Source organism: Candidatus Symbiopectobacterium sp. NZEC151, from assembly GCF_025962655.1.
Lineage (GTDB): Bacteria > Pseudomonadota > Gammaproteobacteria > Enterobacterales > Enterobacteriaceae > Symbiopectobacterium.
In genome coordinates, this window is record NZ_JAGFPE010000001.1 from 510,817 (window position 1) to 524,391 (window position 13,575).

The following is a 13,575-nucleotide window of genomic DNA, read 5'->3' on the forward strand; positions in this document are numbered from 1 at the left end:
CAATTGACTATATCTATTGTTGCCGATGTTTTTATCGTGTTTAATGCTCGGCCGGGGTAAAGGTGAGTCGTTTATTGCCGATGATGTTAGTTAAGACCAGTAAATGTTTTTTTTTGTTACACGACAAGGAGTGTTTGATACGTTGTGGCGCATCACCTATGTGTCACGCAGTGACGGCCGATCTCGATGAATACGCGGAAAACAGACAAAAAGCGTAAAAGAAGATCGCTGAATTAGTTACAGGAGTCATCCGTGAACTTTTTAAGAAATATCACCATCAGGGCAATGCTTCTTATCATTTTGGGGGCTTTTCTGCTGTTGTGGGCCGGCGTTTCCCTTTATAGCATGTCATCACTAAGCAAAATGACGGGGCTGCTTGAAGCGAGCGAAATACAGAAAAAAAATGTAGAAATGTTGTCGAGAGGTAATGACCAATATTTCCGTACTGTGACCCGCATGGTGCGGTCAATGGATTTCAAGCAGGCCGGTAACAGCGCAGACGCTGAAAAAACCTTGACCGCCGCCGCGACCGCATTAAAAAACACCAGCGAGGCTTTAGAACAATTCAAAAATACCGATCACTCTATCGTCGAGCCTGAGATTGCTTCTGCCATGGTCAACACCTGGCAGGCGGTTATCAGCAATGGGTTGCAGCCAATGATTGCGGCAGCGCAGGACAACAAACCTGAGCTGTTCCAACAATTGTTCATGAACACCTACCCGCCGCTCAGCGTTGCTTTTGGCGGTGCGATGGAAAAATACCAGAACAGCATTACGTCGCGGTCAACCGAGTCATTGCAGCAAGTCTACTCTTTACTGTCATGGGGCAGAAGTGTGCTTCTGGCGGCATTGGTGCTTGGTGCTCTGATGCTATTGATCACCGATCGTTATCTGGTGAACTATCTGGTGCGACCGCTAAACGATATCAAAGCGCATTTCCGTGTGATGGCTGATGGCGATCTTGGCAGTCCGGTCCAGGAGTTTGGGCGTAACTGCGTAGGACAACTGATCCCTTATCTCAGAGACGTGCAGAGTAAATTGATTGGCACAGTCTCCACCATTCGTGACAGTTCTGGTGCCATCTATCAAGGCTCCAGCGAGATTCGCAGCGGCAATAATCATCTCTCGGCGCGTACTGAACAGCAGGCTGCCGCCTTGGCCGAAACCGCTGCCAGCATGGAGCAACTGAGCGCCACGGTGAAACAGAATGCTGAGAATGTGCATCAGGCGAGTACGCTCTCGCAAGATGCGGCGGTAGCCGCACGGCGCGGCGGCGAAGTGGCGTCGGACGTGGTGGAAACCATGGCCAGTATCACCACCAGTTCGAAAAAGATTGCCGACATTACCAGCGTGATTAACGGCATCGCTTTCCAAACCAATATCCTGGCATTGAACGCCGCGGTGGAAGCCGCGCGGGCGGGCGAACAAGGGCGTGGGTTTGCCGTGGTGGCCGGTGAGGTACGTAGTCTGGCACAGCGCAGCGCTCAGGCGGCCAAAGAGATCGAAACGCTGATTGCCGAGTCGGTAGCGCGGGTCGGTAAAGGCTCCGAGCAGGTAGCGCAAACCGGTGACGTGATGAATGCCATTATTGTGGCGGTGACGCGGGTTAACGATCTGATGGGCGAGATCGCCAATGCGTCAGACGAGCAGAGCCGTGGTATCAGCCAGGTCGGGCAAGCGGTTGCTGAGATGGACGGTGTGACGCAGCAGAATGCGTCGCTGGTTGAGCAATCGGCAGGGGCGGCTGCATCGCTGGAAGATCAGGCACGTCAGCTCACCGAAGCCGTTGCGTTGTTCAAACTTTCTGATCAGGATAAACGTCAGTCACCTGCGGCGGCGCTGCCGCGCAAAAGCGCAACGTCTGCGCCTGCGCTGTTAGCCAGCAGCAAGAAAGGTGCCTCAGCAAACGATAACTGGGAGACGTTCTAACGCCCCGCGGCGTAATAGCGTCTCACTAAGCACCCTGTTATCCCACAGCGTCAGGCGGACAAGTCTGACGCTTATTTTTCGTTCCATGATCCGTTATCCCTCCGCATGAAGTTGAACCTATTTCACCGATCATGAAGTACAATCACTGGATAATCCTGCGTCACTCCACTAGAGTGAACGCGCTTGGAATGTCACACCTGCCGGAGAAGAAACAGAATGACCCCCACGTTGAGTCGCGAAGCGGCGCTGGTTCATGAAGCGTTGCTGGCGCGCGGTCTGGAAACCCCGCTGCGCGGCGCGCTGCTGGATGCTGCCACCCGCAAGGCGCGCATCGCCGAACACATGACCGAAATCATGAATCTGCTGAGCCTCGATCTGCAAGATGACAGCCTGGCGGAAACCCCGCATCGCATCGCAAAAATGTATGTGGATGAAATTTTCGCCGGTCTGGACTACGCCAATTTCCCTAAAATCACCATCATTCAAAACAAAATGAAAGTGGATGAAATGGTTACCGTGCGTGATATCACACTGACCAGCACCTGCGAGCACCATTTTGTCACCATTGATGGCAAGGCCACGGTCGCCTATATCCCGAAAGAAGGGGTGATTGGCCTGTCGAAGATCAACCGTATCGTGCAGTTTTTTGCACAGCGTCCGCAGGTGCAAGAACGATTGACGCAGCAGATTCTTGTCGCACTGCAAACCCTGCTGGGCACCAGCAATGTTGCGGTATCGATTGACGCCGTGCACTACTGTGTCAAAGCGCGCGGTATTTGTGATGCGACCAGCGCGACCACCACCACATCGCTGGGTGGTCTGTTTAAATCGAGCCAGAATACGCGTCAGGAGTTCCTGCGCGCCGTGCGTCACCACCAGCACTGATCCTCCTGCCGCAGCCACCGGGTGTGGCTGTCGGCGGCATGCGTCCCATTGGATTGGCACAAACTCCTATGATGCCTCACTCGCCTTCATCGCCGCGCCGTATCGCCACACTGGATTTCGTGCGCGGCGTGGCGGTATTGGGCATCTTATTGCTCAATATTACCGCGTTTGGCCTGCCCAAGGCCGCTTATCTCAATCCTGCCTACGCCGGTTACCCTGCGCTGCATGAGGCCCTGACCTGGGCTGTGATGGATCTGCTGGCCCAGGCGAAATTTCTGACATTGTTTGCCCTGCTGTTTGGCGCAGGTTTACAACTGCTTTTGCCGCGAGGTACGCGCTGGGTTCATGCGCGTCTGTTCTGGTTGATGCTGATTGGGCTATTGCACGGTATTTTCATGTGGGACGGCGATATCTTGCTGGATTATGGCCTCATCGGTCTGCTCTGCTATGCCATGATCCGACAGGCGGACAGCAGCCGTATGCTGATGCGTATCGGCGTGGTGATGTACGCCGTAGGCGTCGGCATGCTGGTGGTATTAAGCCAGATTCTCAGCCCGGAGCCGGGGCGCTACTGGTTGCCGAGTGATGCAGACATCGCCTACGAGGCCTATTGGCTCCAACTGGGTGGCGTAGAAGCGTGGCGCAATCGCATAGATCTGCTGATCGAGAGTCTATTGTCGCTGGGTGTGCAATATGGCTGGCTGCTGGCAGGCTCATTGCTGCTGGGCGCCGGGCTGATGCGCAGCGGCTGGCTGCGCGGTGAGTTCAGTGGGGCGCATTATCGCAAAGTTGCCCTGTGGTTTATCGCGATGGGACTGCTGATTGATGCTGTTGGCATGGTGTTGCAGTGGCATCTTGCCTGGGAGTACCGCTGGAGTGGTCTGTTGCTGCAAATTCCTCGCGATATTGCCGCGCCGATTCAGGCTATCGGTTATCTGGCACTCTGCTACGGGTATTGGTCAACGCTGCGACAATGGCGGGTGTCAGCCTGGATAGGAGACATCGGACGGATGGCGTTGAGCAGCTATCTGTTGCAGACGCTGATCTGCACCCAGCTCTTTTATCACTGGGGCGGTTTTATGCAGTTCGACCGTTTGCAATTGCTGGGCATCGTGCCGTTTATCTGGTTGATTAACGGCTTGGCGGCACATTACTGGCTGCGTCATTTCGAACAAGGCCCACTGGAGTGGGGATGGCGACGCTTAACCAGGCTGATTGCCGGGCCTTCGCGCTAATCCGGTCACCCGCATTACGGTTGTTGCGGTGCCGAGTTACCGTTGGCGTCGGCGCTAGCGTCATGCTCTTTTTCTGCCGGTGGGTTGTCTAACGTGCTAAGCAATTCGGGCGGTACGGCGGGATAATCAGGTTCATCCTTGGCAATTTTGTGCTCCGCCGGGATCGGTACCAGCGGCCCCAGAAAGCGGGGTTCGCGTTTGAGAATGTAGAGATCGAACAGCGTACCAAGCCGGGCACCCACTTCACGCAGCCGGATTGTCATCATGTTTTTCGGCGAAGGCACCGCATAACACTGTGCCTGAATGCCCATATGCATGGCGATAAACAGCGCCCGTTCACAGTGGAAGCGTTGGGTAATAATCGTGAAATCGTTGGTATCAAACACTTTGCGCGTGCGCACAATCGAGTCCAGGGTTCGGAACCCCGCGTAATCAAGCACAATGTCGCTGGGTGAGATGCCCGCTGCGATCAAATCGCGTCGCATGGTCATCGGCTCATTATAACTTTGCAGCGCGTTATCACCGCTTAGCAGCAAATAGCTGACTTTCCCGCCGTTGTAGGCATTGATAGCCCCCTGAATACGGAACAGGTAATACTGATTCAGTGCGCCAACGCGGTAATATTTTGCCGTGCCCAGTACCACCCCCACTTGACGCTCCGGCAGTGCGGCTAAATCGTCATAGATATAGGGTGCCGTTTTCCAGCCAATCCACCGGTCCAGTGCAAATGCTGACAGTAATGATACGCAAAGAACAATACCTGAACCGACTATCAGGCGCTTCCATATGCTCATACGGGTATCAAAATGAGAAAAATGATCATGAACAAAGGCTACTTTACCCGTCTGGCGTAAGCAAGCCATAGCCAAGCTAATAGCCGATTATTGATTGATTGTTGCGCGATTGCGCGAAAAGCAGGCAAAAAAAACCGGCCAGCAGGCCGGTTTATGCAGTGAGCGATCCGGTTAGTTTATCCGGCTGCCCCACAGATCGTATTCATCCGCGTGTTCGATAACCACCTGCACAACGTCACCCACTTTGACGTTGGTTTCGCCGTTAAGGTAGACGCTGCCATCGATTTCCGGTGCGTCGGCCATGCTGCGGCCAATCGCACCTTCATCATCCACTTCATCGATCAGCACCCGCAACGTGCGGCCGATTTTCTCTTGCAACCGTTCAGCGGAAATACGCTGTTGCAGCGCCATAAAGCGGTGAAAACGTTCTTCTTTGATCGCTTCCGGCACTTGATCCGGCAGGTCGTTTGCCGTCGCGCCGACGACCGGGCTGTATTGGAAGCAGCCCACGCGATCCAGTCGCGCCTCGCTCAGAAAATCGAGCAGCATTTGGAAATCTTCTTCGGTTTCACCGGGAAAGCCGACAATAAAGGTAGAACGCAGCGTTAAATCAGGGCACATCACGCGCCACTGTTTGATTCGCTCCAGCGTACGCTCTACCGCGCCGGGGCGTTTCATCAGCTTGAGAATTTTCGGACTGGCGTGCTGTAACGGGATATCCAGATAGGGCAGGATCTTGCCCGCGGCCATCAGCGGAATCACGTCATCCACGTGGGGATAGGGGTAAACATAGTGCAATCGCACCCACACGCCCAGTGAGGCAAGCTGTTCGCACAGGCTGACCATGCTGGTTTTTACCGGTTGCCCGTTCCAGAAACCGGTGCGCTGCTTCACATCGGCACCGTAGGCGGAGGTATCCTGTGAAATCACCAGCAGCTCTTTCACACCGGCTTCGACCAGTCGTTTGGCTTCATCCAGCACGCTGCCGATCGGGCGGCTATCCAAATCGCCGCGCATCGACGGGATAATGCAGAAGGTGCAGCGATGGTTGCAACCTTCAGAAATTTTCAGATACGCGTAGTGCTTGGGGGTCAGTTTGACGCCCTGCGCGGGTACCAGGCTGGTAAAGGGATCGTGTGCCGGTTTGGGAACATAGTGATGCACATGCGAGATCACCTGCTCATAGCTGTGCGGACCGGAGATTTCCAACACTTTCGGGTGCACTTCGCGGATTTGGTTCTCTTTGGCACCGAGGCAACCGGTAACGATCACTTTGCCGTTTTCGTTCAGCGCTTCACCAATGGCTTCCAGCGACTCTTGCACCGCGCTGTCGATAAAACCGCAGGTATTGACGATAACCACTTCGGCGTCATCGTAGGTGGGCACAACCTGATAGCCCTCATTGCGCAGCTCAGTCAGGATACGCTCGGAATCGACCAGGTTTTTCGGGCAACCGAGACTGACAAAACCGACTTTCGGCGCGGCGGCAGGTGTTTTTGTGTGGGACATTCAACGTTACTCACTTTGCATCAATGGCGCGGGATGTTAATGACATTACGGCAAACATTATACAGCTAAGTGTGGGGTTAATGCGAGAACGTGGCGATGCGCGCTATCAGGCGCGTGATTTGTGCGTTCAGGACGCGCTAACGTCAAGAAAAGTAAAACGTCGTCGCTTTTTTTGCGTGCACTGACTGGGCTGCCTACAGTTAGTGAAATGCCTTGCCTAGGAGCCCTACCATGCTGTTTTCATTGACCCGGATCGTTACCGCCCCTGCGCGTGGGTTGCTGCTGCTTGTTCTCACCGTTTCCACGCCGCTGTTGGCGGCAGAGCCTGTGGTGACCGAGCTGCAGGACAAGCTGGACCACCCCTGGTCACTGGCCTTTTTGCCGGGAAATAACGGGATGCTGATCACCGAACGCGCCGGGCAACTGCGCCATTGGCAGCAGGGAAAAGGGCTCTCCGCACCCATTGATGGCGTACCGGCGGTGTTTGCCAAATCGCAGGGCGGTTTGTTGGAAGTCGCTTTGGCCCCGGATTTTGCGCAAAGCCGTCGTCTCTACCTGAGTTTCGCCGAAGCGGGCGAGGACGGCAACGCGGGTACCGCCGTGGGCTATGGCCGTTTGTCTGAGGATTATCGCCGCTTAGAGCACTTCACCGTATTTTTCCGTCAACAGCCCAAACTCTCCAGCGGCAATCACTTCGGCGGTAAGTTGACTTTCGATAACCACGGCATGCTGTTTATCTCGCTCGGTGAAAATAACCAGCGTCCCACCGCGCAGGATCTGGATAAGCTGCAAGGGAAGATCGTGCGGCTGACGGCAGAAGGCAAAGTCCCTGTCGATAATCCCTTTGTGAACAAGGCCGGGGCGCGGCCCGAAATATGGTCGTACGGCCACCGAAATCCTCAGGGGCTGGCTTTTAACCCGGTTACCGGAACGCTGTGGGAGCATGAGCATGGCCCGCGCGGTGGCGATGAAATCAACTTTCCCGCCGCCGGAAAAAACTATGGCTGGCCGCTGGCGACGCACGGTATCAACTACTCTGGGTTGAAAATTCCAGAGGCGAAGGGAACCCGCGTGCCAGGCATGGCCGACCCGGCGCATGTGTGGGAAAAATCGCCCGGGATCAGCGGTATGGCATTTTATCAGGACGAGCGTTTCCCGCAGTGGAAAAATTCGGTGTTTATCGGCGCGTTGGCGGAGCGCAACCTGATTCGCTTAACGCTGGAGGGCGATCGTATCCTGTCTGAGGAGCGCTTGCTGACGGATCGTAATGAACGTATCCGCGAGGTCAGGGTCGGGCCGGATGGCTACCTGTACCTGCTGACCGATGACAGTGATGGCAAATTATTGCGCGTTGGACTGAAATAACCGGCGCACCCTGTTGGAGAGTCACGCCGGATAAATCACATCAGGTTAACGGCAACATGACCGTGTCGCGGAAGGCGGGGCGCGCGGTCAGCTGTTGATACCAGCGTTCCAAATGCGGCAATGACGGGCGTTCGATGTCCATGTTAAACCAGCCATAAGCGATACATCCCAGGGGAATATCACCAATACCAAATGCCTGCCCGGACAGCCAGGGTTGACGGGAAAGGGCATCGTCAGCAATCGCCAGCAGGCGTTCGCACTCCACTTTCTGTTTGGCAATCAGCGCAACATCACGCTGTTCGGGCGCGGTACGCACCAGGCCAATAAATACGGTGCCAAATGGCACAGCCAACGATATTGCCCAGTCCATCCACTTTTCTGCATTGGCGCGCTGACCGTGATCGGCCAGATAGAGGCTCTGCTGACCGTATTTGGCGGCCAGATAACGCACAATGGTATTGGATTCCCACAACACCAGATCGTCGTCTTGCAGGCAGGGAATTAGCCCATTTGGGTTCATGGACAGATAATCTGCTTCGCGATTACGGCCAAACTGACCGCCAGCCAGAATGTGCTGATAACTCAACCCCAGTTCTGCGGCGAGCCAGCGGACTTTTTTGACATTACTCGAATTCTCTCGGCCCCATAAAGTAAGCATGATAACCCTCTGATGGCGAATGGGAGGAAGCGCGTTGACGCCCCGACAGCAACAACATCAACCACTATACCTGCTTTCAATGGCGCGGAGGGAGAAGAAAAGGGAATTATCATCCTGAATAGCATGCTGTTTTGATCCCGGCTGGCGTGTGCTAACGTGTCGCCGACATAAAGATATGCCAATTTAATCTTTATCATCCCAAAGCGGATTTTTCATAATGCAGTACACAATATAAAACAGGGAAATCACAATGACTTTGACCCATCGTTTTCGCGCTTTGCTGGGCGCGGCGCTTATTTCCGCACTGCCGTTTGTGGCGGGCACTTCCTCGGCATTGGCCAGCACCGATCCGCAGACCTTGACGTTTGGCGTGGCACCCGGTCCCTATGGCGACATGGTAAACCAGACCATCAAACCGCAGCTCGAGAAAAAAGGCTACAAAGTGGTGGTGCGTGAGTTTAGCGACTACGTGCAGCCCAATCTGGCGCTGGCGAACGGCAGCATTGATGCCAACCTGTTCCAGCATTCGCTCTATCTGGAAAAGTTTGCGGCAGACAAAGGCTTGAAGCTGGCGAAGCTGATCATCGTGCCAACGGCAAGCATGGGATTCTATTCCAAAAAAATTCACTCGCTGGATGAGTTGAAAAAAGGCGACGTGATTACGTTGTCCAACGATGCGACCAATCTGGCGCGCGGACTGCGTTTTTTGCAATCGCTCGGGTTGATCACCATCAAACCGGATCTTGATGCTACCAAAGCATCAGAAAAAGATATTGTTGATAACCCGCGCGGTCTGGTATTCAAACCGCTGGAAGCGGCCCAGTTACCGCGCACGCTGGATAGCGTAACCGCCTCGCTGGTTAACGGTAACTTTGCGTTTGCCGCCGGGCTGAAGTTGTCCACCGCCCTTAAACTGGAAATTCTGGACGAAAACCTGAAAAACGTGATTGCCGTGCGTGCTGATGATATCGATAAGCCGTTTGCCAAAGATATTAAAGCTGCCGTTGAGTCCGACGCGTATGCCGCCGCGATCAATGCGCCGGGCAGCGTGTTCAGCGAATTTCAGAAGCCAGAATGGATGAAGGCGCGTGCCGCACAGTAAGCCGCTATAAGCTCGATAGCGTGTTATTATCCCGGCCTTTGGCCGGGATAATGTTTTTGGCCGGGATAAAACAGAGAATCGGTGATGATAGAACTCAACGCGATTAGCGTGAATTTTTCGCAGGGGAAAGCGGGCGCAACGGCGGCGGTCGATAACGTCAGCTTGCGTATCCAGCAGGGTGAAGTTTTCGGGATTGTGGGCACCAGCGGTGCGGGAAAGAGCACCCTGTTGCGTACCATTAACCTGTTGCAGCGCCCGACGAGCGGCAGCGTTACGGTGAATGGTGTCACGATCAGTGATTTAAGCGGCAGCGAGCTGCGCCGCGCCCGTCAGGGCATTGGCATGATTTTCCAGCATTTCAACCTGATGCAGACGCGTACCGTGGCGGAGAACGTCGCATTCAGTTTGAAAGCCGCGGGCAAATCTGCGCAGGAAATTGCCCAGCGCGTGCCTGAAATGCTGAATCTTGTTGGATTGTCCGATAAGGCGGATGTCTATCCTTCCCGCTTGAGTGGTGGGCAGAAACAGCGCGTCGGCATTGCACGCGCGATTGCCAACCATCCGCAAGTGCTGCTGTGCGATGAGCCGACCTCGGCCCTCGATCTGGAAACCTCAGCCGCCATTCTGGTGCTGCTCAAGGAGATTAATCAGCGCCTGGGGATCACCATTGTGCTGATTTCTCATGAAATGAGCGTCATCAAAACGGTGTGTGACCGCATGGCGGTGATGACGCAAGGCCGCGTAGTGGAAGAAGGTGAGGTGTTCGATGTGTTTGCCGCACCGCAGCATCCGTTCACGCAACAGTTGGTCTCCCACACGCTGAATCTGGAACTGCCCGCTCGCCTGAAAGAAGAGCTGCAAGGTACGTTGCTGAAAATTCTGTTTATCGGCGATTCCGCCGAGCAGCCGGTGTTATCCGATGTGGCGGTGCGTTATGGCGTTTCGGTCAACATTTTGCACGGCAAGATTGAATATATCGGCAACCGTGCGTTAGGTATTCTGGTGGTGTTACTGACCCACCCGACGGACAGCGAGCAACTGGCTGGCGCTATCCATTACGTTCAAACCCGCACGGCGCGCGTGGAGGTGTTACATGGGTGATTTTTGGCTCGACCTGACCGTTGCGTTTGGCGAAACCTTTCAGATGGTCAGCATCGCGACGCTGTGCGCCATTGTCGGAGGTCTGCCTTTGGGCCTGCTGATTTTTGTCACCGACAGAAACCTGTTTTGGCAAAACCGTGCGGTGTATTTGTGCAGCACGATTTTGGTCAACATTATCCGCTCTGTCCCGTTTGTCATCCTGCTGGTGCTGTTGTTGCCGCTCACCCAGATACTGCTGGGTAACACTATCGGGCCAGTGGCGGCCTCGGTGCCGATGTCGGTGGCCGCGATGGCGTTTTATGCGCGTCTGGTGGACAGCGCCCTGCGCGAAGTCGATCCCGGTATTGTCGAGGCGGCGGAGGCGTTCGGCGCCAGCCCGATGCGCATTATCGGGACTGTACTGCTGCCGGAAGCCAAGGCGGGCTTGCTGCGCGGTCTGACCATCACGCTGGTCAGCCTGATTGGCTACTCCGCGATGGCGGGCATTGTGGGCGGCGGCGGCGTCGGTGATTTAGCCATTCGCTTTGGTTATTACCGCTATGAAACGCAGGTGATGGTGGTGACCGTGGTGGCGCTGGTTATTCTGGTACAAGTGGTGCAGATGTTGGGTGACTGGTTTGCCAAGCGGGCGGATAAGCGCGATCGTCGCTAACGGCCCGCTACCGGCGAGCGCCCCATGCTGCTTGCCGGTTTTTCCTTCCTTCCATGAGAAAACTCTCATAACGCATTTATAAATCAGCGTATTTTCTAGACGTTTGCATTTCTTTGAGTATCTTTACAGAGTAGGGCGTTTCATTGTCATCCGGCGGACGGTAACGTTGGCAGCTTATTGCTATTCGTTGCAAAGAATATCGAAATTTGACCAGATTAACTGCGCGACTAACGACATGGAGGACGCATGAACACCACGGCCCATTTTCCCCAGACTCGATTTTCCAAGGCCGCGTGCTCCCGCCTGATGCTGTGCAGCGCGACGCTGCTGTGGCTGACGCTGACCCCACACGTACAGGCTGAACAGGTGCCAGCCGCGCCGCAGATCGACGCCAAAGCCTTTATTCTTATTGATTACCACAGCGGCGTGGTGTTGGCGGAACAGCGGGCGGATGAGCGGCTTGATCCCGCCAGCCTGACGAAAATGATGGCAAGCTACGTCATCGGTCAGGCGATAAAAACGGAAAAAATCAAACCAGACGATCTGGTTACCGTCGGTAAAGATGCCTGGGCAACAGGTAACCCCGCACTGCGTGGTTCATCGCTGATGTTTTTGAAACCCGGCGATAAAATTCCGGTCCTGGAGCTGAACAGAGGCATCGTTATCCAATCGGGCAATGATGCCAGCATTGCGTTGGCCGACTACGTGGCGGGCAGTCAGGATGCGTTTGTCAGCCTGATGAACAACTACGTCAAATCACTCAACCTCACCAATACCCATTTCCTCACCGTGCACGGACTGGATGCTACCGGGCAGTACAGCACGGCGCGTGATATGGCGCTGTTGGGGCAGGCGTTGATTCGCGATGTGCCGGAAGAGTATGCCCTGCACAAAGAAAAAGAATTCACCTTCAATAACATCAAACAGCCCAACCGCAACCGTTTGTTGTGGAGCAGTAACCTGAATGTCGACGGTATCAAAACCGGACACACCAGCGGTGCCGGGCACAATCTGGTGGCATCCGCGACGGAAGGCAACATGCGGTTGATTTCTGTGGTGCTGGGTGCACCGACGGATGCCATTCGTTTCCGCGACAGCGAAAAGCTGCTGACCTGGGGTTTCCGCTTCTTCGAAACGGTCACGCCGGTTCAGGGCAATACTACCTTTACCACTCAGCGTGTCTGGTACGGCGCACAGAGTGAAGCGCGGCTGGGGGTTGCTGACGATGTCGCCCTCACGGTGCCAAAAGGGCAAATGCGCAATCTGAAAGCCAGCTTTACCCTGACGTCGCCACATTTACAGGCACCGTTGGCGAAAAATCAGGCGGTCGGCACGGTGGATTTCCAGTTGGATGGCAAAGTGATCGCCCAGAGGCCGCTGGTGGTGCTGGATGAGGTGCCGGAAGCTGGCCTGTTCGGGCGACTGTGGGATGCGGTATGGCTAACCCTGACCAAATGGTTCGGCGGCTGGTTTTAACAGCCGGGATAGATCAGCATGATGCCGTTGTCGAGCGTGAAATCCTGATAAGTGCCCTGCGGGGCGCAGTCGGTCACCAGCGTGTCGAACTGCGTCAATGCGCCGATAGCGGCAGGCTGTATTCGGCCAAATTTGCTGCTGTCGGCCACCAAAATAGTGCGCTGCGATAGCGCCATCGCCCGGTGTTTGATATCCAGTTCGGCAAAATTAAAACAGGTCGCTCCCCGCTTGATATCGACCCCCGCCGCAGAGATAAAGGCTTTGTTGGTGCAGATCGGGTCCAGTTCACTCTGCCGCGTCAGCGGGGTGAAAATGGCATTATCGGGATGGAATTCTCCGCCGCATAAAATGACTTTGGCGGCAGGTTTGGCTTGCAGCGCCAGAAAGGTGTTCAGGGAGTAGCAAACAGCGGTAAAGGGCAGCGCTTCGTCGATGGCATCGATAATAAAGGGCAGGGTGGTGCCGCAGTCAAAAAAAACGGTATCACCGGCTTCGACCAGTTGCGCCGCCAGACGGCCCGCCACCCGTTTTTCCTGCACCTGCTGGTTCTGTTGATCGGACACAAAATAGTGACCCATAGCGCTGCCCTGTGGATCGTTTACCACGTAGCCGCCCAGAAGAATCACACTGGCTGAGGTGGCGTTCAGATCGCGACGCACGGTCATTTCGGAGACGCCCAACAGTTCTGCTGCTTGTTTCAAGTGCAACCGATCGCCATTCTTCAATGCCTGAGTCAGTTTGTTGATCCGTGCTGCGCGCCGTGTTTCCATCGTATGGTTATCCCCCGTGAGTCCGGCGTGAATAGTACCATTCAATAGAATCGGGTCGCAAAGGGAAGTCTGGTCGGTAAGAAAAGAAAAGGCCCATCA

Annotated in this window: 12 protein-coding genes; 8 read left to right on the plus strand and 4 right to left on the minus strand. The window is 55.0% G+C overall.

What is annotated here, in order from left to right:
- Window positions 1–252: 252 nt before the first annotated feature.
- The 3 genes from J5067_RS02405 to yeiB all read left to right on the plus strand — a co-directional run bounded on the left by J5067_RS02405 (window position 253) and on the right by yeiB (window position 4,049).
- Window positions 253–1,929, plus strand: a complete 1,677-nt coding sequence (locus tag J5067_RS02405; RefSeq protein WP_264642193.1) for a methyl-accepting chemotaxis protein — start codon at window positions 253–255, stop codon at window positions 1,927–1,929.
- Between the two features lie 216 nt (window positions 1,930–2,145).
- Window positions 2,146–2,814 (plus strand): GTP cyclohydrolase I FolE, encoded by a 669-nt coding sequence (gene folE / locus J5067_RS02410; protein ID WP_264642194.1) that lies wholly within the window; start codon window positions 2,146–2,148, stop codon window positions 2,812–2,814.
- A gap of 68 nt (window positions 2,815–2,882) precedes the next feature.
- Window positions 2,883–4,049, plus strand: coding sequence for a DUF418 domain-containing protein YeiB (yeiB, locus tag J5067_RS02415; protein ID WP_264650351.1), 1,167 nt, complete (start codon window positions 2,883–2,885; stop codon window positions 4,047–4,049).
- Window positions 4,050–4,063: 14 nt separating this feature from the next.
- Here yeiB and sanA read toward each other — a convergent pair whose 3' ends face one another.
- Both sanA and rimO read right to left on the minus strand, forming a co-directional pair.
- Window positions 4,064–4,837: an outer membrane permeability protein SanA gene (gene sanA, locus J5067_RS02420; protein WP_264643688.1), complete on the minus strand. Its 774-nt coding sequence runs from the start codon at window positions 4,835–4,837 to the stop codon at window positions 4,064–4,066.
- Window positions 4,838–5,014: 177 nt separating this feature from the next.
- Window positions 5,015–6,352 (minus strand): 30S ribosomal protein S12 methylthiotransferase RimO, encoded by a 1,338-nt coding sequence (gene rimO / locus J5067_RS02425; RefSeq protein WP_264642196.1) that lies wholly within the window; start codon window positions 6,350–6,352, stop codon window positions 5,015–5,017.
- A gap of 231 nt (window positions 6,353–6,583) precedes the next feature.
- On the opposite strand from rimO, the gene J5067_RS02430 reads away from it, so the two are divergent.
- Window positions 6,584–7,717 (plus strand): PQQ-dependent sugar dehydrogenase, encoded by a 1,134-nt coding sequence (locus J5067_RS02430; protein ID WP_264650352.1) that lies wholly within the window; start codon window positions 6,584–6,586, stop codon window positions 7,715–7,717.
- A 40-nt stretch (window positions 7,718–7,757) separates the two neighbouring features.
- On the opposite strand, the gene J5067_RS02435 is transcribed toward J5067_RS02430, so the two are convergent.
- Window positions 7,758–8,375: a glutathione S-transferase family protein gene (locus J5067_RS02435; protein WP_264650353.1), complete on the minus strand. Its 618-nt coding sequence runs from the start codon at window positions 8,373–8,375 to the stop codon at window positions 7,758–7,760.
- A 250-nt stretch (window positions 8,376–8,625) separates the two neighbouring features.
- Between J5067_RS02435 and J5067_RS02440 the strand changes: the two genes are divergently transcribed.
- From J5067_RS02440 to J5067_RS02455, 4 genes are all read left to right on the plus strand, one after another.
- Complete coding sequence (locus J5067_RS02440) at window positions 8,626–9,477, plus strand: MetQ/NlpA family ABC transporter substrate-binding protein (protein WP_264642198.1); 852 nt, start codon at window positions 8,626–8,628, stop codon at window positions 9,475–9,477.
- Between the two features lie 84 nt (window positions 9,478–9,561).
- The gene (locus J5067_RS02445; protein ID WP_264642199.1) at window positions 9,562–10,578 is read left to right on the plus strand and encodes a methionine ABC transporter ATP-binding protein; all 1,017 of its coding nucleotides are present in this window, start codon (window positions 9,562–9,564) and stop codon (window positions 10,576–10,578) included.
- On the plus strand, window positions 10,571–11,230 hold the full coding sequence (locus J5067_RS02450; RefSeq protein WP_264650354.1) for a methionine ABC transporter permease: 660 nt from the start codon (window positions 10,571–10,573) through the stop codon (window positions 11,228–11,230). The genes J5067_RS02445 and J5067_RS02450 overlap by 8 nt, the downstream gene beginning before the upstream one ends.
- 306 nt (window positions 11,231–11,536) lie before the next feature.
- Window positions 11,537–12,706 (plus strand): serine hydrolase, encoded by a 1,170-nt coding sequence (locus J5067_RS02455; RefSeq protein WP_264650829.1) that lies wholly within the window; start codon window positions 11,537–11,539, stop codon window positions 12,704–12,706.
- Here the strand turns inward: J5067_RS02455 and deoR are convergent.
- On the minus strand, window positions 12,703–13,476 hold the full coding sequence (gene deoR / locus J5067_RS02460; protein WP_264650355.1) for a DNA-binding transcriptional repressor DeoR: 774 nt from the start codon (window positions 13,474–13,476) through the stop codon (window positions 12,703–12,705). The genes J5067_RS02455 and deoR overlap by 4 nt on opposite strands.
- Window positions 13,477–13,575: the final 99 nt, after the last annotated feature.

Coding starts and splice junctions, on each gene's coding strand:
- folE (WP_264642194.1), top strand. CDS start 2,146: ATGACCCCCACGTTGAGTCGCGAAGCGGCGCTGGTTCATGAAGCGTTG.
- J5067_RS02440 (WP_264642198.1), top strand. CDS start 8,626: ATGACTTTGACCCATCGTTTTCGCGCTTTGCTGGGCGCGGCGCTTATT.
- J5067_RS02450 (WP_264650354.1), top strand. CDS start 10,571: ATGGGTGATTTTTGGCTCGACCTGACCGTTGCGTTTGGCGAAACCTTT.
- J5067_RS02455 (WP_264650829.1), top strand. CDS start 11,537: ATGCTGTGCAGCGCGACGCTGCTGTGGCTGACGCTGACCCCACACGTA.
- J5067_RS02435 (WP_264650353.1), bottom strand. CDS start 8,375: ATGCTTACTTTATGGGGCCGAGAGAATTCGAGTAATGTCAAAAAAGTC.
- deoR (WP_264650355.1), bottom strand. CDS start 13,476: ATGGAAACACGGCGCGCAGCACGGATCAACAAACTGACTCAGGCATTG.
- yeiB (WP_264650351.1), top strand. CDS start 2,883: ATGATGCCTCACTCGCCTTCATCGCCGCGCCGTATCGCCACACTGGAT.
- rimO (WP_264642196.1), bottom strand. CDS start 6,352: ATGTCCCACACAAAAACACCTGCCGCCGCGCCGAAAGTCGGTTTTGTC.
- J5067_RS02430 (WP_264650352.1), top strand. CDS start 6,584: ATGCTGTTTTCATTGACCCGGATCGTTACCGCCCCTGCGCGTGGGTTG.
- J5067_RS02445 (WP_264642199.1), top strand. CDS start 9,562: ATGATAGAACTCAACGCGATTAGCGTGAATTTTTCGCAGGGGAAAGCG.